General features: G+C 71.3%; 16 protein-coding genes and 1 pseudogene. 10 read left to right on the top strand and 7 right to left on the bottom strand.

The features are described 5' to 3' along the window. Nucleotides 1-882: 882 nt before the first annotated feature. A complete protein-coding gene (locus tag AB0C35_RS35400; protein WP_358465931.1) occupies nt 883-1,380 on the top strand; it encodes a hypothetical protein in 498 nt (165 codons plus the stop codon). Between the two features lie 96 nt (nt 1,381-1,476). Here AB0C35_RS35400 and AB0C35_RS35395 read toward each other — a convergent pair whose 3' ends face one another. Both AB0C35_RS35395 and AB0C35_RS35390 read right to left on the bottom strand, forming a co-directional pair. Next, entirely contained in the window at nt 1,477-1,599 is a 123-nt protein-coding gene (locus AB0C35_RS35395) for a hypothetical protein (protein WP_358465929.1), read from the bottom strand. 224 nt (nt 1,600-1,823) lie between these two features. Then, nucleotides 1,824-2,762, bottom strand: a complete 939-nt coding sequence (locus tag AB0C35_RS35390) for an RNA polymerase sigma-70 factor (RefSeq protein WP_358465927.1) — start codon at nt 2,760-2,762, stop codon at nt 1,824-1,826. Nucleotides 2,763-2,961: 199 nt separating this feature from the next. Here AB0C35_RS35390 and AB0C35_RS35385 point away from each other — a divergent pair, with 199 nt between their 5' ends. Next, complete coding sequence (locus tag AB0C35_RS35385) at nt 2,962-4,479, top strand: MFS transporter (RefSeq protein WP_358465925.1); 1,518 nt, start codon at nt 2,962-2,964, stop codon at nt 4,477-4,479. A 229-nt stretch (nt 4,480-4,708) separates the two neighbouring features. Here the strand turns inward: AB0C35_RS35385 and AB0C35_RS35380 are convergent, their stop codons facing one another. Beyond that, nucleotides 4,709-5,491: a DUF899 domain-containing protein gene (locus AB0C35_RS35380; RefSeq protein ID WP_358465923.1), complete on the bottom strand. Its 783-nt coding sequence runs from the start codon at nt 5,489-5,491 to the stop codon at nt 4,709-4,711. 92 nt (nt 5,492-5,583) lie between these two features. Further along, nucleotides 5,584-6,168 carry a TetR/AcrR family transcriptional regulator gene (locus AB0C35_RS35375; protein ID WP_358465921.1) on the bottom strand — a complete coding sequence of 195 codons (585 nt, stop codon included), beginning with the start codon at nt 6,166-6,168 and terminating at the stop codon, nt 5,584-5,586. 124 nt (nt 6,169-6,292) lie between these two features. On the opposite strand from AB0C35_RS35375, the gene AB0C35_RS35370 reads away from it, so the two are divergent. Next, the gene (locus AB0C35_RS35370; protein ID WP_358465919.1) at nt 6,293-7,174 is read left to right on the top strand and encodes a hypothetical protein; all 882 of its coding nucleotides are present in this window, start codon (nt 6,293-6,295) and stop codon (nt 7,172-7,174) included. 11 nt (nt 7,175-7,185) lie between these two features. Here the strand turns inward: AB0C35_RS35370 and AB0C35_RS35365 are convergent, their stop codons facing one another. After that, on the bottom strand, nt 7,186-7,875 hold the full coding sequence (locus AB0C35_RS35365; protein WP_358465917.1) for an SGNH/GDSL hydrolase family protein: 690 nt from the start codon (nt 7,873-7,875) through the stop codon (nt 7,186-7,188). Nucleotides 7,876-7,882: 7 nt separating this feature from the next. Then, a complete protein-coding gene (locus AB0C35_RS35360; protein ID WP_358465915.1) occupies nt 7,883-9,289 on the bottom strand; it encodes an MFS transporter in 1,407 nt (468 codons plus the stop codon). 182 nt (nt 9,290-9,471) lie between these two features. Between AB0C35_RS35360 and AB0C35_RS35355 the strand changes: the two genes are divergently transcribed. Further along, nucleotides 9,472-9,915, top strand: a complete 444-nt coding sequence (locus tag AB0C35_RS35355; RefSeq protein WP_358465913.1) for a helix-turn-helix domain-containing protein — start codon at nt 9,472-9,474, stop codon at nt 9,913-9,915. A gap of 768 nt (nt 9,916-10,683) precedes the next feature. Here the strand turns inward: AB0C35_RS35355 and AB0C35_RS35350 are convergent. Beyond that, on the bottom strand, nt 10,684-11,310 hold the full coding sequence (locus AB0C35_RS35350) for a DUF2613 family protein (protein WP_358465911.1): 627 nt from the start codon (nt 11,308-11,310) through the stop codon (nt 10,684-10,686). 174 nt (nt 11,311-11,484) lie between these two features. Between AB0C35_RS35350 and AB0C35_RS35345 the strand changes: the two genes are divergently transcribed. The 6 genes and pseudogenes from AB0C35_RS35345 to AB0C35_RS35320 form a co-directional block, all read left to right on the top strand. After that, nucleotides 11,485-12,186: a response regulator transcription factor gene (locus tag AB0C35_RS35345; protein ID WP_358465909.1), complete on the top strand. Its 702-nt coding sequence runs from the start codon at nt 11,485-11,487 to the stop codon at nt 12,184-12,186. Then, nucleotides 12,187-13,629, top strand: coding sequence for a HAMP domain-containing sensor histidine kinase (locus tag AB0C35_RS35340; RefSeq protein WP_358465907.1), 1,443 nt, complete (start codon nt 12,187-12,189; stop codon nt 13,627-13,629). 188 nt (nt 13,630-13,817) lie between these two features. After that, nucleotides 13,818-14,732: a fumarylacetoacetate hydrolase family protein gene (locus tag AB0C35_RS35335; RefSeq protein WP_358465905.1), complete on the top strand. Its 915-nt coding sequence runs from the start codon at nt 13,818-13,820 to the stop codon at nt 14,730-14,732. A gap of 141 nt (nt 14,733-14,873) precedes the next feature. Continuing rightward, a complete protein-coding gene (locus AB0C35_RS35330) occupies nt 14,874-15,332 on the top strand; it encodes a helix-turn-helix transcriptional regulator (protein ID WP_358465903.1) in 459 nt (152 codons plus the stop codon). A gap of 5 nt (nt 15,333-15,337) precedes the next feature. Next, nucleotides 15,338-15,754, top strand: coding sequence for a VOC family protein (locus tag AB0C35_RS35325; protein WP_358465901.1), 417 nt, complete (start codon nt 15,338-15,340; stop codon nt 15,752-15,754). A gap of 63 nt (nt 15,755-15,817) precedes the next feature. Continuing rightward, nucleotides 15,818-16,086: pseudogene (locus AB0C35_RS35320) on the top strand (excinuclease ABC subunit UvrA); the annotation flags it as partial.

Raw genomic sequence — 16,086 nt, 5'->3', positions numbered from 1 at the left:
CCCTGGTGGCCTGCGTTGGGATCACTATGGCGGCAGGCGATTTCCGTTTTCTTACGTCTCCCGGGCAGGACGCCGTAAACGGCGCCGCGGCGGGCCCGGCCTGGGGCGATGCGCTGCGGATCGCCCCACCAAGACGTTCTATCGCCGCTGAATTTGCCGACCGGCCCACGCCGCTGCTGTTCGAGGCCGGTGACCCCCGAGGCGAATGGGCGTCCTGCGACCTGACAAGCGGCGAGCCCGACAGGCCCGCCTCCAAAACCCCCTACCAAGGGCCCCACCGAGCGGACGCCGAGGACTTCCATCCCACGCCGCACCCAAGCCCCGGGCCCGGCGGCGGCCCGCACCGATCCGACCGTTCCACTCTGCGGGCGCGCGACACTCGTACGTCCGCCCCTCCGGCGAGTACACCAGGCCCGCCCCACTCGTCCGGGCATACCGTCCCCGAGCCCACTCCGCGTCAGGGCCCTGTGGTTCGTCGCCCGCTGCGCCACCGCGTAGTTCTGGCTGAGACCGGCTTCTGCTCAACCAACGCGGCCCGTCCACCGCGGAGTGCTGCCCGGTCACCCCGCGGACCCCGTCGGGACTTTCGCCAGATCGCGTCCCGCGATCCGCTCCTCACAGCCGTCCGCGGGGATCAGCGGGGTCGGATACGCACGGCCCTGGTCTTCTCGGCTCCGTTCGGCCCGGGCAGCCAGAAGACCGTCCCGCGCGGCACGTCCCAGATCGATCCCATCGAGGACTAGCGCATTCAGCCCACTTCCACGCTGGTTCAACCGGCTACGGCTACGATCTGGCGATGCCCCTGCTCGATCGCAACCGCGGCGGCACTGCCGGCCTTGCGGGCCCTGCCGTGCGCGTCCGTCCCTCTCGGCGCCGGTCGGCGTGACCTGGGAGCCGCAGCGCGCCGACGCCGACACCCTGGCCCGGCGCGCTGAACTCGCCACTGCGGTCCGGGACGAGCTGAGCGCCGCGGGCCTCCCCGTCGTCCCGGAGGACGCCGACGCGTCGGTCAGCGCGGGCGCCCGGGTGACGGTCGACCCGCTCAACGACGAGGGTGGCGGCGTCTTGGTCCACTGGGAGGTCCGCTACGTAATGAGAGCGGCCGCCATGGACGCCCTGAGCGAAGGCCGTGGGCCGGACGACCCGTCCATCAGGCTTTCCGGCGGAGCGTCGCGCGCGATGCAGGACGCGATCGCCGAGATCCTCACGATCGCGGGCTACGACGTCCGGAAGGACGTCAACGACATGGCGCCCAACCAACTCGCGGTGCTGAGCCGCCGCCCCGAGCCGTCGTGGCGGGACTGGCTGAGCGCACAGACGGCACGGCGCCAGGAGATTTTGGGGGCGACGGCCCGAGAGCGCGAAGGCCGTCGGCGGTGACCATTTGCGCCGAGCTGCTCAAGAACGGCCTTGGACGACCCGGACCCGGACGAAGCCGGCGGCCCGGTGCCCGAGGGAGTGGCTGTCATGCCGGTTTCAGGCCGGGGTGACAGCACCCGAGGCGTCGTCGAGTAGAGCTCCGAAGGAGCGGGCGCCGTCGGTGCTGGGGCAGGTGGCCTGTGCGGCGAGGAGGTAGGCGAACGCGGCTTTCACCATCACCGGGGCACGGGTGTCTGCGGGGTCGGTGCGTTCGTGGCGGACGCGGGCAGCGGCTGGTCGGCGCCCGGAGGAGGACCTGCAAGTGACCGGCGGTGAGCGACGGGGTGGTCGCGGATGATGCGCTCCGTTGGTTGGCCAGGGCCGGGGCGAGGATCAGGGCGAGGGCCAGGGCGAGGGCCAGGGCGAGGGCGAGGGCCAGGGCGAGGGCGAGGCTCGTTGCGGTGTCAGCGGCTCACGGTGGTCTCGTGCTCTACACGCGACAGCTTCTCGGGATTGCGCACGTGGTAGGCGCCGGTGATGTAGCCGTTCTCGATCCGCACCGCCACCACGCCGTCGATCTCCCCATTGACGCGGACGAGCAGCCCCGGGCCGCCGTTGATCTGTACCGGCTCGACCGACCTTTCGGCGTCGCGCCTCCACCAGCCTGCGGCGAGGAGGCGTGCCACCTTGTCGGCCCCCACGATGGGCCGGAGCAGGGCATGCCTGATTCCGCCGCCGTCGCTCAGGGCGACGACGTCCGGCGCCAGGATGTCGAGGAAGCGCTGCAGGTCACCGGTTTCGACCGCGCGCTGGAACGCCGCGAGCGCGGCGCGGGCCTCGGCCGGGGAGGTGACGCCGCGCGGCCGCCGCGCGGCGACGTGTGCTCGCGCCCGGTGGGCGATCTGGCGGACCGCCGCGGGGTTCTTGCCGACGGCCTCGGCGATCTCGTCATAGGGCAGATCGAACACTTCGCGGAGCACGAAGACGGCCCGCTCGGTGGGCTGAAGCGTCTCCATCACCAGCAGCATCGCCATTGAGACGCTGTCGGCCAGTTCGACGTCCTCGGCCACGTCGGGTGCGGTCAGCAGTGGCTCGGGCAGCCAGGTCCCGACGTAGGACTCCTTGCGGCGGCCGAGCGCGCGGAGCCGGGTGAGGGCCTGCCGGGTGACGATCCGCACCAGGTAGGCGCGCTGTTCCCGCACGGTGGCCAGGTCGACGTCGGCCCATCGCAGCCAGGTCTCCTGCAGGACGTCTTCGGCGTCGGCGGCTGAACCGAGCATTTCGTAGGCGACGGTGAACAGCAGGTTGCGGTGGGCGACGAACACCTCGGTGGCCGAATCCACGCGGTCGGCGTGATCGAGCGGCCCGGCTGGGTCCGTAGTCCGTTCGCTGCGCTGGGTCATGCCTGGCTCCCGCCTGTTCGACCTCGGTTCCGCCACACGCACTAGACGCCGCTCCCCACCGCTTTGTAACACCCCACGCGCAATGACCCACGTCACACGACCGGCGCTGTTACAGGGAGCGGGCCGTCGGCATCTCGTGTTCGTCAGGGCCGCGCGAACGATCCGCGCGGCACGCGACTCCACGAGTGAGGACGAAGTCATGGCAACCACGAAGGCGCAGGCTCAGAGGCCCACCTCGCGCCGCTGGGCCGCGCTGTTCTTTATAGGTCTGGCCCAGCTCATGATCGTTCTAGACGGGACGGTCGTGAACATCGCGCTGCCGTCGCTCCAGCGGGACCTGGGGATCTCCGACGGCGACCGGCAATGGATCATCACGGGGTACACGCTGGCGTTCGGCAGCCTGCTGCTGCTCGGCGGCCGGATCGCCGACTACACCGGCCGCAAGCGGACCTTCCTGATCGGACTGCTCGGCTTCGCGGGCGCATCGGCGCTCGGCGGCGCGGCTGCCGACTTCGAGATGCTGCTCATCGCCCGTGCCCTGCAGGGCGGGTTCGCCGCGCTGCTCGGGCCGTCGGCGCTGTCGCTGCTGACGGTGACGTTCACCCAGCCCAAGGAGCGCGCCAAGGCGTTCGGGATCTGGGGCGCCGTCACCGCCGTGGGCGGCGCGATCGGGCTGCTGGCCGGCGGGGCGCTGACCGACTACCTGGACTGGCGCTGGTGCCTGTACATCAACATCCCCATCGCCCTGATCGCGGCGATCGGCGGGTACGCGGTGCTGACCGAGTCGCGGCACGCGGGCCGGGCCCGGTTCGACATTCCCGGCGTGCTGCTGGTGACCGGCGGGCTGGTCGCGGTCGTGTACGGCACGGGCAGGGCGGAGTCCGACGGCTGGGGTTCGGCGCAGGTCGTCGGCCTGCTGGCCAGCGGCGCGGTGCTGCTCGCCGCGTTCGCCCTCGTGGAGAGCCGGGTGCCGCAGCCAATGCTGCCGCCGCGCCTGATCGCCGACCGCACCCGCGGCGGCGCCTATCTGAGCGTGGGACTGGCCATGGTCGGAATGTTCGGGGCGTTCCTGTTCCTGACCTACTACTTGCAGGTCGTGAAGGGATACTCGCCGATCAGGACGGGCGTGGCCTTCCTCCCGATGACCGTGGCGGTCCTGATGTCGGCCGGCGGGCTCGCCGCCCGGCTGCTGCCCAAGCTTCCGCCGCGGATGCTGATCGTGCCGGGCATGCTGCTCATCGCCTCCGGCATGCTGTGGCTGCGCACCATGGAGACCGGCACCGGCTACGTCGAGGGCGTGCTCGTCTCGGGACTCCTGCTCGGCGTGGGAGCGGGCATGATCATGCCGGTGGCCTTCAACTACGCCACCCACGGCGTCGACCAGCGCGACGCCGGCGTGGCCTCCGCCACCGTCAACACCGCGCAGCAGATCAGCAGCTCGATCGGCACGGCGCTGCTCAACACCATCGCCACCAGCGCGACCGCGGGGTACCTGGCCTCGCACGCCGCGCAGGGCGGAAGCCCGGCCCTGGCCAAGCAGGCGATGCTGGAAGGTTTCGTGACGGCCGGCACCTGGGCCGCGGGGATCCTCCTGGCCGGTGCGCTGATCGTCGCCGTTCTGATGAACACCCCGCGTCCCGAAGACCAGGCCGTCACCGAGGACGCCGAAGGCACGGGGCCCGCCAAGGACGCCGAGCAGGCGCTCGCCCACCCCTGACCCCCTGGCGGAGGTCCATTGCGGCAGCGCTCGGCCGCGGAGACGTCGGCGGACGTGCCCGTCCAGGGCGGGGCCGCCGACGTCTGCGCCCCCGTCTCCCGCCGCGCCGCCTCCATGTGCGTGCCCGGACGGAACATCCGCGACCCGGTGCTGGATGTGATGACCGGTCTCCGCGCGACGGGAGGGGTGAGCCGCAGAACCTTCGGCGGACGCCGCCGACGACGGCGCGTCAGTGGTGGTGGGTATGCCGGCCGAGCGTCTCCACGGGGGTCGCGCCGGGGCGGGTCCATTGCGGCACAGGGCGGCCGGTCGGGCCCCAGGTGGGGTTGCCGTCGGCGTCCAAGCGCCACGACCAGCTCGGGCCGCGCCCCTCGGGCCAGCCCTCGGGGGTGTCCTCCCATGCCTCGCCCCGGCCGTAGGGCGTCATGTCGAGCAGGGCCATGGACCCGTTGACCCGCTCGTTGCCGCGGCCCGTCGTGGAGTAGGTGAGGAACACGCGGTCGCCGTCGCGCAGGAAGCAGGTGAGGTACCCCATTTCTCCGCCGACCGGCGCGTCCACGTCGCGTACTGAATACCAGGGCTGGGTGTAGCCCATGAACTTGACGTAGGGGGCCACCTCGTCCCACGGGCCCGTGGTCACAATGGCGAACGAGACGCCGCGGGTGTTGAGGTAGACGGCGTCCCGCAGGTGCCAGGCCGTGGTGGTGCAGCCCTCGCACTGCCCCTGGTGCGGCGCGCCGTCGTACCACATGTGCTTGTAGACGACGAGTTCGTCGCGGCCCTGGAACAGGTCCAGGAACGGGACCGGGCCGTCGGGTCCGACGACTTCGACCGTCCCGTCGAACTCCACCATCGGCAGCCGGCGGCGGGCCGCGGCGAGGGCGTCGCCCTCGCGGGTGTGGGCCTTCTCGCGGACCAGGAGCTCGTCCCGGGCGGCCTGCCAGGTGGCGGGGTCGACGATGGGCGGGCGGCCGGCCGGCGCGGTGGCCGGGTCGTCCGGAGTGGTCGCCATGGCGTCCTCCGTAGTGAGTCGTGGCGGGCAGCGTCGTAGACGTCCTACGACACCAGGACAGACCCGCGGCCCGGCCGGAACTCATCGCGCGGTCAGTGCGGCTGGGCGGTTTGGTCGGGGTCGTTGTGCTGGTGGGCCAGGGCGGTGATGCCGGCGGTGGCGGCGGTGGCTAGGTCGGTGACCATCGCGTCGTCGACGGGCAGGTTCAGGATGTACAGGGCGGACGCCAGGGAACCGAGCAGCAGCAGGTGGGCCATCGCGGGGTCGACCGGCCCGGCCAGTTCGCCGCGGGCGGCGGCGCGCTGGACGATCTCGGCGAACTCGGCCTGTTCGGCCGCCAGGAAGGTGTTCTGGAAGCGGGCGTCCAGTTCGGGGTTGACGGCCATCTCGCTCATCAGGGCCGGCGCCAGGTGGCGGGCCAGCGGCGCGGCCATGCGGACGTGGAACGCGCGGACCAGTGCCAGCAGGTCTCCGTGCAGCGTGCCGGTGTCGGCGGGCGGAGGCGGCCGTTGCCCGTGCATGGCGGCGACGAAGGCCATCTCGGCCTTGGAGGCGTAGCGGCGGTAGATCGCGGCCTTGCCCACCCCGGCGCGGGCCGCGACCTGGTCGACGGTCAGGGCCGGGTAGCCGACCTCGTCGATCAGTTCGCGGGTGGTCTCCAGGATCTTGTGATCCACGCGACTGTCCCGGGGGCGTCCACCCGGTTGCTTTCTCGCTGCCATGGCCTCATGATACGGAACAAGAGTACCGAAACGATAGTTCCGTAACTGCCCTCGAAGGGCCTCGGAAGGGTGAGGACGCATGAACACCTCGACAAGAACCGTGACGCCGCCCGGGAGCGCGACGGCGCCCGCATCCCCGGTGTGGACACTGGGGGCCGCTGCGGCTCTGGCGGCGGTCCTCGCAGTGCTGCACACCTTCGTTCAGGCGACTCCGACCATCGACGCACTGATGGCCGGCGACACCCCCGCCGAGTCCCAGCAGGGACTGCGGATGATGTGGCACGGCATGTCGGCGATCGCCTGGACCTGTCCGGTCGTTCTGCTGCTCCTGCGGCAGGCGCCGGCGGCCGCGGCCAGGCCGGTGCTGGGCTTCGTCGCAGTGCTGAACGGCTCGCAGGCGGTGTTCTACGCCGCGGCCGCGCTGGTCCTTCTCTGGGCCGACGGCTCCTTCGGCTCGCTGTCGCTGCTGCCATGGGCGCTCCACGCCCCGGTTGCGGTCCTGGCCTGGCTGGCCCGCCCATCCCGGCCGGAACGGCAGACGCCGCCACCGGCCCGTCGCCGGGGTCGCCTGGTGCTGCTGTGGAGCACCACGGTCCTCGCGGCGGTCATGGCCGCATTCCACCTGATCCAGGGCACCTTCATGAGCTGGCCGGCCGAGGTGCTGGCCAGCGACACCACTTCACCGGCGAAACCGGCTCTGTACGTGATGTGGCTGTTCAGCTGCGTGGTGTTCCTCTCGGTTCCGGTGGCCGTGGTGTGGTCGCTGCGCGCACCGGCGGCGGCCGGCCGTTTCGTCGTCAGATACGCCGCCGTCCTGGTGGCGGCCCTGATGGTGTCGTGGTTCGTCGAGGTGACATTCGTATCCGGGGACGACCTGCAACCGTCCGGGTGGGTGGTGCTGGGGCTCCTGGCCACTCTCACCGCGCTGAGCGCGCCACCCCGAAACCGCTCGAACACATAGGCCCCGCCCGGTCATCTGGCCTGGCGTCCGAGTTCGCGCGGGCGCGCTCCGAGGGCCTCTATCGCCAGGCTGGCGATGACCGCCTGTCCCGTCGTGGCGAAGTGGATCCGGTCCTCGCTGAGCAGGTTCGGCCGGTCGTTCAGCGAGTGATCCCAGCAGTCGGCGACGGCCGCGTCGTGCTCTGCGGCCAGCGTGCGCGTGATGTCGTTGAGGCGGGCGACGCGGTCGCCGAAGTCGGGGAAGGCCGGGATCACGAAGGCGCGGCCGAGCGTGAACACGCTCAACTGGGCGGCCGTCCCGGCCGCCCATTCGTACATCGCGCGGAGGTCGTCCTCGATCCGGCCCCAGTCGGGCCGGCGCCGCATGATGTCGTTCGCGCCGCTGTTGAGGTGCAGCAGATCCGGGCCGAACTCCTCGATCCGCTCCGCCTGCTCCTGGAGTGCCTGCGCGGTGGTCGCGCCGACCCTCGCCGTGTTGATGTAGGCGAGGTCGGGATGGACCCGCCGCAGCACGCGCTGCACCCGAGCCGGCCATCCCAGGTCGTCGTAACCCGGCGTCGCGTCCCCGAAGCCGAGCGAGAGGCTGTCGCCGAAGACGCCGAACCGGCGCCACGGGGCGTCCGCGAGGATCCTCGCGCCCTCCTCCGGCGAGAGCACGTCGGGGTCGGTGGCTTCGGTCATGAACTGTGGCCGTGTGGTCATCGTTTCCTCACTTGTCTTTCGCGTGGTGGTCTTTGTGGCGCCGGATCCGGAGTGCGGTCGCCGCGCTGACGAGCACCAGTGCGGTGACGAAGATCCAGCCGTTTTCGTAGGTGTCACCGGTGCGCAGGGTGGCCTGGCTTCCCAGAATCGCCACGAGCCCGGCGACTCCCAGGGCGTAGCCCGCCTGGCGGGCGGTGTTGACCACCGCACTGCCCGTGGTGGCGTCCGCCGGGCCGAGGTCGGCGGTGGCGGTGCCGATGAGCGTCGGCATGGCGATCCCGATCCCCACGCCGATGATGATCCAGCCGGGGAGGACGTCCGTGGCGTAATGCGCTCCGCCCTGGGTCGCCAGGAACATCGAGCCGAGTCCGAAGATCGCGAGGCCGACGGACACGACGAACCTGGGCGCCACGCTCGCGGCCCAGCGCCGAGTGAGGGCCGCGAAGAGCGGCACGGCCAGCGGGCCGGGGGTCAGGGCAAGCCCGGCCCGTAGCGGACCGTAGTCGGCCGCCGTCGCCAGCCACAGGGACACGCTCAGGAAGACGGCGCTGAAGGCGGCGGTGAAGATCAGGATCGTGATGTTGGCGACGGTGAAGCTGGGCACGCGGAACAGCCGCGGCGACATCACCGGCGCCGGGTGCCTCCGGACGCGGTGGATCAGCAGCGCCAAGGCGACCACGGTGATCGCGGCGGCCAGCAGCGTCCGCGCCGAACCCCATCCCCAGTCGTCGGCCCTCACCAGGCCCAGCGACATTGCGCCGACCGCGACCGCGATCGCGGCCGCGCCCACCGGGTCGGGAACACGCGTGCGCGAGGACGGCGCGCTTTTGGGCAGCAGGCGTGCGGCCACCACGAGCGCGATCACGCCGATGGGCAGGTTGAGCAGGAACGCCCACCGCCACGAGGTCTCGGCGAGCAGACCTCCGATGACCGGCCCGAGCGCACCTGCGAACGAGGAACTGGTGGCCCAGACCGTCACGGCGCCGGCACGACGCGCCTCGGGGAGCACGCTGAGGATCAGCCCGAGACTCGCCGGGGTCAGCACCGCCGCGCCGGCCGCCTGGGCGACCCGGAAGGCGATCAGCAACTCCAGCGTGGGAGCCGCCGCACAACCGAGGCTGGCGATCGTGAACAACCCCAGCCCGAAGAGGAATCCCTGTTTGCGCCCGTACCTGTCGGACAGGCTCCCCGCCGGGATGAGGCACGCGGCGTACACGACGATGTAGGCGTTGAGGACCCAGCTCAGCCCGGCCAGGGAGGCTCCGGAGTAGGTCTCGCCGATCGACTCGAACGCCACGTTCACGATGAACAGGTCCAGCATCGTCATGAACGCGGCCACGCACAGCAGTGCCGTGGTCCTGGTGGCGGCCTCGTGCGGGACCTCCGCCTTCGGGACGGCCACACGGGTGCTCATCCGCGGTCCGGCGACTCGATGACGGTGGCGTCGGCGAGCCCGCCGGCCTCCCGCATGATCCGCGTGACGGCATCGATCACGGCAGCGGACACGGTTCCTCCGAAGTGAGTTGGAATTTCAAACTAGGGGTATGCTCGCGTAGTCGGTTTGAAAACACAACCCACTTGGGAGATGATGTGCGCATGCCGACAGCACCCGCGGAGAAGGCGCCCAGGGACTGCACGATCGCCGACGCGCTGGAGGTCGTCGGCGACCGGTGGAGCCTGCTCGTGGTGCGCGAGCTCTTCTACGCGCAGCGGCGGTTCACCGAGATCGCGCGCAACACCGGCGCTCCCCGCGACATCCTCGCCACACGACTGCGGAAACTCGTCGAGCACGGCGTGATCGCCCGCGAGCAGTACAGCCGGCGGCCGCAGCGCTACGAGTACCGGCTCACCGAAGCGGGACGGGCGCTGTCACCGGTGCTGCTCACCCTCAAGCGCTGGGGTCACGAGTACGTCAGAGACGGCGAAGACCCCGTACGGTTCGACCACTCGTGCGGGCATGAGTTCATGGCCGAGGTGCACTGCACGGCATGCGGAGACGCGCTCGAACCCGGACAGCTGACCCTGGACCCCAAGGGATAGAGCGCCGGGAGCGGCGGCCCCCGCCGTTCAGGGGACGGTGCTCAGCGCGCTGACCGGCGACGCGGGTGGCTCCGCGATCGCCGGCAAGACCAGAGCGGTTCCCGGTCCGCGACGCGGTGGTCCGCATGCAGGGGCGACCGTCCGCCTTTTTGTCGAAATGTTCCTAATTGGGTCGCTCTGAAGGAGAGTTCAGCAAGCTTCAGCCTGGACTCAGGGACGTCCGCCATCGTGAGGTCCGTCGAAGGAACGCCGCACACGAAAGCGGGGAGAAGCGGATGGAATTTCGCCTGGGCGTCCCTCATATGAGAAGTCCCGTCGCGGAGGGAGTGACCGGCCTGCCGCGTTCTGAAGTCCGTCATCTCCTCATGTGGTCCACTGTGGCCCCACATATGCGTGCGCAGTGTTCAGAAAGGCGCGGACGCAATGTTCAGACCGTCACCGAGAAATGGCGCTTCCACTGCCTGCACTGCTCGCGTTCGTGGGAGGACCTGTACGAGGCGCGGTATTGCGGCGACGCGACCGCCTGGCGGTCGAGCGGAGTGCTCGTTCAACCCCCGTGGGCCGATCCGATCTGCCCGGAGTGCCGCAGCCTGCGGGTGAAGGTGCTACCGGCCGGCGTGGTGGCTCAGCCCGGCGCGGGTGAAGTGACACGCGTGCGGGTTATCCCCGCATGGCAGGGACGGCCCGCCTGGTCGGCCCTCTACGGTCAGGCCCAGCGCGTGGTCGAGTTGCCGGGCCGCCGAGGCCGAGGCGCCGGTGCCGGATAGATCAGCCGTCGCCCTCGCCGGGGATGTTCGCGATGATCCTGCCCGAGGCGGCGTCCACCCTCAGCTTGTGCTCCGTTCCGCTGTCGGTGGTGATGTCGACCTCCCAGACGTGCGCCGTGCGGCGATGCTCGAAGTCCGCCGAGGTCATGATGCCGGACACTTCGTTCAGCGCGATCTGCGCGGCCCGGGACGCGGTGATCTTCGCCGATCGCAGCGCCGCGGCCTGGGCCGCCAGGACCGAGGCGCCGCCGCCGGGCTTGGCGTCATCGCAGTCGTCGCCGTCCTCGCCCACCTCGGGCCGGTCGATCTGGTCGGCCACCACGTGGCCGTCGCCGGCGTCGAGGTGCAGCTCCCGCCAGGCGCCGTCGACGGCCAGCACGTCGGCCTCCCAGAGCAGACTCCGTCCGTCGTAGTCGACCTCCAGGCCCTCGATGTGGCCGCCGGGGATCGCCTTCAGTGCGGCATCGGCGGCCTGCCGGGCGGTGATGCGCGTGGTGAACCGCTGATCGTCGTCGTCGCGGTCGGTGGCCGCGACAGCGGTCACGGCTCCGATCACCGTGCCCGCCACGAGCGCGGCCGCAAGCGGCAGCCACTGCCTTGACAACGCATTTCTGGCGGTAAATTTCATGAATTGCTCCCGATCTGTCCGCATTACTCGCAAGCGAGCGATGCAGGAATATCCGTGGCGCATGATAAGCCCCCGGCAGGGGCACCCTCCGGGGAATGCCCGCCGGCGGCCTATTTGGACCGCAACTGGCAGAACATTGAAGTCGCCTTCAAGAATCTCTGGCAGCCTGGGGACATGCGCCTACTGATCGTCGAGGACGAGAAACGGCTCGCCAGGTCGCTGGCGGACGGGCTGGCCGCCGAGGGCTTCGCGGTCGACACGGTGCATGACGGCGCCACCGGCCTGGACCGGGCGCTGGAGAACGACTACGACCTGATCCTGCTCGACATCATGCTGCCCCGCATGAACGGATACCGGGTCTGCTCGGCCCTGCGCGCCGCGGGCGACGACACCCCGATCCTGATGCTCACCGCCAAGGACGGCGAATACGATCACGCCGAAGGGCTCGACACCGGCGCCGACGACTACCTCACCAAGCCGTTCTCCTACGTGGTGCTGCTCGCCCACATCCGGGCCCTGCTGCGGCGCCGCACCCGGGGCGCCGCACCCCTCATCGAACTCGGCGACCTCACCATCGACCCCGCCGCCATGCGCGTCCTGCGGGCCGGCGTCCAGGTGAGACTCACCGCCAAAGAGTTCGCGGTCCTGGAGCACCTGGCGGCCAACGCGGGCCTGGTGGTGTCGAAGACGCAGATCCTCCAGCACGTCTGGGACGGCGCTTTCGAGGGCGACCCCAACATCGTCGAGGTCTACGTGAGCGCGCTGCGCCGCAAGCTGGACGCCCCCTTCGGCTGCAGATCGATCACCACGGTGCGCGGCGCCGGGTACCGGCTGGACACCAACGGGGGAGCCGTGCGACCCGGTGGGAGCGCCTAGATGCCGCGCCTGTACGGCTCGGTGCGCGCCCGCACCACGGTGGGCGCGACCGCCGTGGTCGCCGCGGCGCTGGCCGCCGCGGGGCTGATCGTGGTGTCCCTCCTGCGGGCGAACCTCGCCGGACAGGCCGATCTGCGAGCCGAGATGACCGCCCGCGAGATCGCCGCCGAACTCGCCGCCGGCACCCCCTACGACCGGCTGGACCTGGACGACGCCGAGGAGCGCCCGGTCCAGATCGCGGACTCCTCCGGCCGCGTCAGGGCGGTGAGCGAAGACCTGCAGGCCGTCAGCGGCTTGGGCGATCCCGCCACGGCGCTCGGGTCGAGGGCCGCCGGCGTCCTGTCCGGGGAGGACGACGACGACCTGGACGAGGAGGATCCTCGCCCCGGCCGCGTCTCCGACGGGGCCTGGCATGCCACGGGCCGCGCCACCGTGGACGGCCGGACCACCGATTACCGGTTCGCGGCGGTGGAGGCGACCACCCCCGCCGGCGAGACCGTCACCGTGCACGCGGGCGCCACCCTCGCCACCTCGCGCGACGCGGTCGCCGCGGTGGGCCGCGCGATGCTCCTCGGCCTGCCCGCCCTCCTGGGCGTGGTGGCCGGCGTGACCTGGCTGGTCACCCGGCGCGCGCTGCGCCCGGTGGCGGCCATCCGCGGCGAGCTGGCGGAGATCACGTCCTCGGGCGACCTGACCCGCCGGGTCCCGGTGCCCAGATCGCGGGACGAGGTGGCCGAACTGGCGGGCACGACGAATCAGACCCTGGCCGCGCTGGAACGCTCCGTGACGAGGCAGCGCGGGTTCGTCGCCGACGCCGCGCACGAGCTGCGCACCCCCATCGCCTCGCTGCGCACACAGCTGGAGGTGGCCGCGGCGCATCCCCGGCTGCTGGACGTGGCCGAACTGACCGACGACGTCGTCCGGCTCCAGCACCTGGCCGCCGACCTGCTGCTGCTCGCCCGCCTCGACGCCGGAGAGCGTCCCGTCTCGCCGGAGCCGGTGGACATGGCCGAACTGGTGCGCGACGAACTGCGGCGCCGTCCCGCGGGCGCGCGCGATCTCGCCATCGAGGCCGACGTCGCGGAAGCGCCCAGTGTCCCGGGCAGCCGCGTGAGACTGGCCCGCGTCCTGTCCAACCTCCTCGACAACGCCGAACGGCACGCGGCCGCCGGGATTCGCGTGCGCCTCGGCGCCCAGGACGGCATGGCGGTCCTGCGGGTCGCCGACGACGGCGCCGGGGTGCCGCCGGACGACCGTGAGCGGATCTTCGAGCGGTTCGTCCGGCTGGACGAGTCCCGCAGCCGCGACGACGGCGGCGCCGGCCTCGGCCTGGCCATCACCCACGATGTGGTCCGGGCGCACGGCGGGCAGATCACCGTCGGTGACGCGCCCGAGGGCGGCGCGCTGTTCGAGGTCCGGCTTCCCTCCGCCCACGGACGCTGACCACCTGGGAGCCCGGTCGTGGCCGGACGATGAGACGCGGGTTGCGCCCCTGGTCGGCGGCCTGCACAGCGCCTACAGCGAACTGGAAGGGCGGCCGCAGGGAACCCGGCTGGACCTGACCGTAATCTGGCCCGACACGGTCGCCTTCGACGGCGGCCCTATCGGCTGCCTCGCCCAAGGAGTCGCTGATGCGCTGGCTGACCTACACCTCCCCGGCCGCCGGGACCGACCGGGCCGGGCTGCTCGTGGACGACGTCGTCCACGGCCTGGACGCCGAACTGCCGGACCTGCTGGACGACCTCCCGGCGGCCGGCGAACGCGTCCGGTCGGCACCCGCCGAGACGCTGCCCCTGGCCGAGGCCCGGCTCCGCGCCCCGGTGCCGGAACCACCCTCGGTGCGGGACTTCCTGTCGTTCGAGGAACACGCCAAGAACGCCTCCGCCGCCTTCGGCCGCGACGTCGACCCCGTCTGGTACTCCCAGCCGGTCTTCTACTTCACCAACCCGGCGGCCGTGCGCGGACCCCGCGACGACGTCCCGGTCTCCCCGGGCTCGCAGAAGTTCGACTACGAGGTCGAGGTCGCCGCCATCGTCGGCCGCCCGGGAGCGGACCTCACCCCGGCCGAGGCGGAGGCGTGCATCGCCGGGTACACGATCTTCGTCGACTGGAGCGCCCGCGACGTCCAGGGCGTGGAATCCCGCGTCGGCCTCGGCCCGGCCAAGGGCAAGGACGGCGCGACCTCCCTCGGCCCCTTCCTGGTGACACCCGACGAACTCGGCGACCGCCGGTCGGGACGGGGCTACGACCTGGCGATGTCGGCCTCGGTGAACGGTGTCCGCCAGGGCGGCGGGTCCTGGGCCGACATCCACTGGTCGTTCGGCCAGATGCTCGCCTACGCCTCACGCGGCACCCGCCTGCGCCCCGGCGACATCATCGGCAGCGGCACCGTCGGCACCGGCTGCCTCCTGGAACTCTCCTCCCTGCACGGCGCGGAGAAACACCCCTGGCTACAGCCGGGCGACGCCGTCACCGTCGAGATCGAGCGCCTCGGCGCGGTGAACGCGAAGATCACCGCACCCGCCCCGGTCGTCCCCCTCGACTGACCGCCGCCCGGCAGGCGCCCGTCGCCCTTCGGCGATGCGGAAGGGATGCCCCTCGGGCCCGCACCGCCCTCACCCGATTGCGCGCGGACTGGGACTTCCCTCGGCTCTGAACACGAGGGTCGGCGCCGGGTGCGACGTACGATGTCGGATGTGACCAGCAGATCCGCCTCGGCGCCGCACTTGAGCGACCTCGCGCGGCTGCGCCGCGTCCGCGACCGGATCGACCGTGATTACGCGCAGCCGCTGGACGTGGAGGCCCTCGCCCGCGGCGTGAACATGTCGGCCGGGCACCTCAGCCGCCAGTTCCGCCTCGCCTACGGCGAATCGCCGTACTCCTACCTGATGACGCGGCGCATCGAACGCGCGATGGCGCTGCTGCGCCGCGGCGACCTCAGCGTCACCGACGTCTGCTTCGAGGTCGGCTGCCAGTCGCTGGGCACCTTCAGCACGCGCTTCACCGAGCTGGTCGGCGTGCCGCCGAGCGTCTTCCGCGCCGAGGCGACCCGCGCGACGGCGGGGATGCCGCCGTGCGTCGCGAAACAGGTGACCCGACCGATCAGGAATCGAGAAGCGCCGGCCGGCGGGCCCCACCTAGCGTGAGCGCCATGGAATTCACCATTCATTCGAGCTTCCTTCCGCACAACGACCCGGACGCCTCCCTGGCCTTCTACCGCGACCTCCTCGGCTTCGAAGTCCGCGGCGACGTCGGATACGGCGGAATGCGCTGGATCACCGTCGGTCCCGCCGGCCAGCCCGGCACGTCCATCGTCCTGGAGCCCCCGGCGGTCGAAGGGGCCGGCATCACCGACGACGAACTCCGCACCATCACCGAGATGATGGCCAAGGGCACCTACGCCGGCATCAACCTGGCCACCGCCGACCTCGACGGCGCCTTCGAACGGCTGCAGGCCGGCGGCGCCGAGATCGCCCAGGAGCCGACCGATCAGCCGTACGGTGTTCGCGACTGCGCCGTCCGCGATCCCGCGGGCAACCTGATCCGTATCCAGGAGCAGCAGCACTGAACCTTCCGGGGTTCGCTGCCATGACCCCGCACACACGCGTCCGCCCAGAGTCGATGGAGAACAATGAGCACGGACACGCACCCGCCCGCGCTGCACGCTGCCGACAGCCACGACCTGATCCGCGTGCAGGGTGCGCGGGAGAACAATCTCAAGGACGTCAGCATCGAGATTCCGAAGCGTCGGCTGACGGTGTTCACGGGGGTGTCGGGTTCGGGGAAGAGTTCGCTGGTGTTCAGTACGATCGCCGCGGAGTCGCAGCGGATGATCAATGAGACTTACAGCACGTTCGTGCAGGGGTTCATGCCGACGCTGGCGCGGCCGGATGTCGATGT

Source organism: Spirillospora sp. NPDC048819, from assembly GCF_040650055.1.
GTDB lineage: Bacteria > Actinomycetota > Actinomycetes > Streptosporangiales > Streptosporangiaceae > Spirillospora.
This window is presented reverse-complemented; position numbering and strand designations above follow the sequence as displayed.

Excerpts from the sequence above, each read along its gene's own strand:
- AB0C35_RS35370 (WP_358465919.1), top strand. The coding sequence starts at position 6,293 with ATGAACACCTCGACAAGAACCGTGACGCCGCCCGGGAGCGCGACGGCG.
- AB0C35_RS35385 (WP_358465925.1), top strand. The coding sequence starts at position 2,962 with ATGGCAACCACGAAGGCGCAGGCTCAGAGGCCCACCTCGCGCCGCTGG.
- AB0C35_RS35355 (WP_358465913.1), top strand. The coding sequence starts at position 9,472 with ATGCCGACAGCACCCGCGGAGAAGGCGCCCAGGGACTGCACGATCGCC.
- AB0C35_RS35340 (WP_358465907.1), top strand. The coding sequence starts at position 12,187 with ATGCCGCGCCTGTACGGCTCGGTGCGCGCCCGCACCACGGTGGGCGCG.
- AB0C35_RS35390 (WP_358465927.1), bottom strand. The coding sequence starts at position 2,762 with ATGACCCAGCGCAGCGAACGGACTACGGACCCAGCCGGGCCGCTCGAT.
- AB0C35_RS35350 (WP_358465911.1), bottom strand. The coding sequence starts at position 11,310 with ATGAAATTTACCGCCAGAAATGCGTTGTCAAGGCAGTGGCTGCCGCTT.
- AB0C35_RS35365 (WP_358465917.1), bottom strand. The coding sequence starts at position 7,875 with ATGACCACACGGCCACAGTTCATGACCGAAGCCACCGACCCCGACGTG.
- AB0C35_RS35330 (WP_358465903.1), top strand. The coding sequence starts at position 14,874 with ATGTCGGATGTGACCAGCAGATCCGCCTCGGCGCCGCACTTGAGCGAC.
- AB0C35_RS35325 (WP_358465901.1), top strand. The coding sequence starts at position 15,338 with ATGGAATTCACCATTCATTCGAGCTTCCTTCCGCACAACGACCCGGAC.
- AB0C35_RS35345 (WP_358465909.1), top strand. The coding sequence starts at position 11,485 with ATGCGCCTACTGATCGTCGAGGACGAGAAACGGCTCGCCAGGTCGCTG.
- AB0C35_RS35380 (WP_358465923.1), bottom strand. The coding sequence starts at position 5,491 with ATGGCGACCACTCCGGACGACCCGGCCACCGCGCCGGCCGGCCGCCCG.
- AB0C35_RS35335 (WP_358465905.1), top strand. The coding sequence starts at position 13,818 with ATGCGCTGGCTGACCTACACCTCCCCGGCCGCCGGGACCGACCGGGCC.
- AB0C35_RS35360 (WP_358465915.1), bottom strand. The coding sequence starts at position 9,289 with ATGAGCACCCGTGTGGCCGTCCCGAAGGCGGAGGTCCCGCACGAGGCC.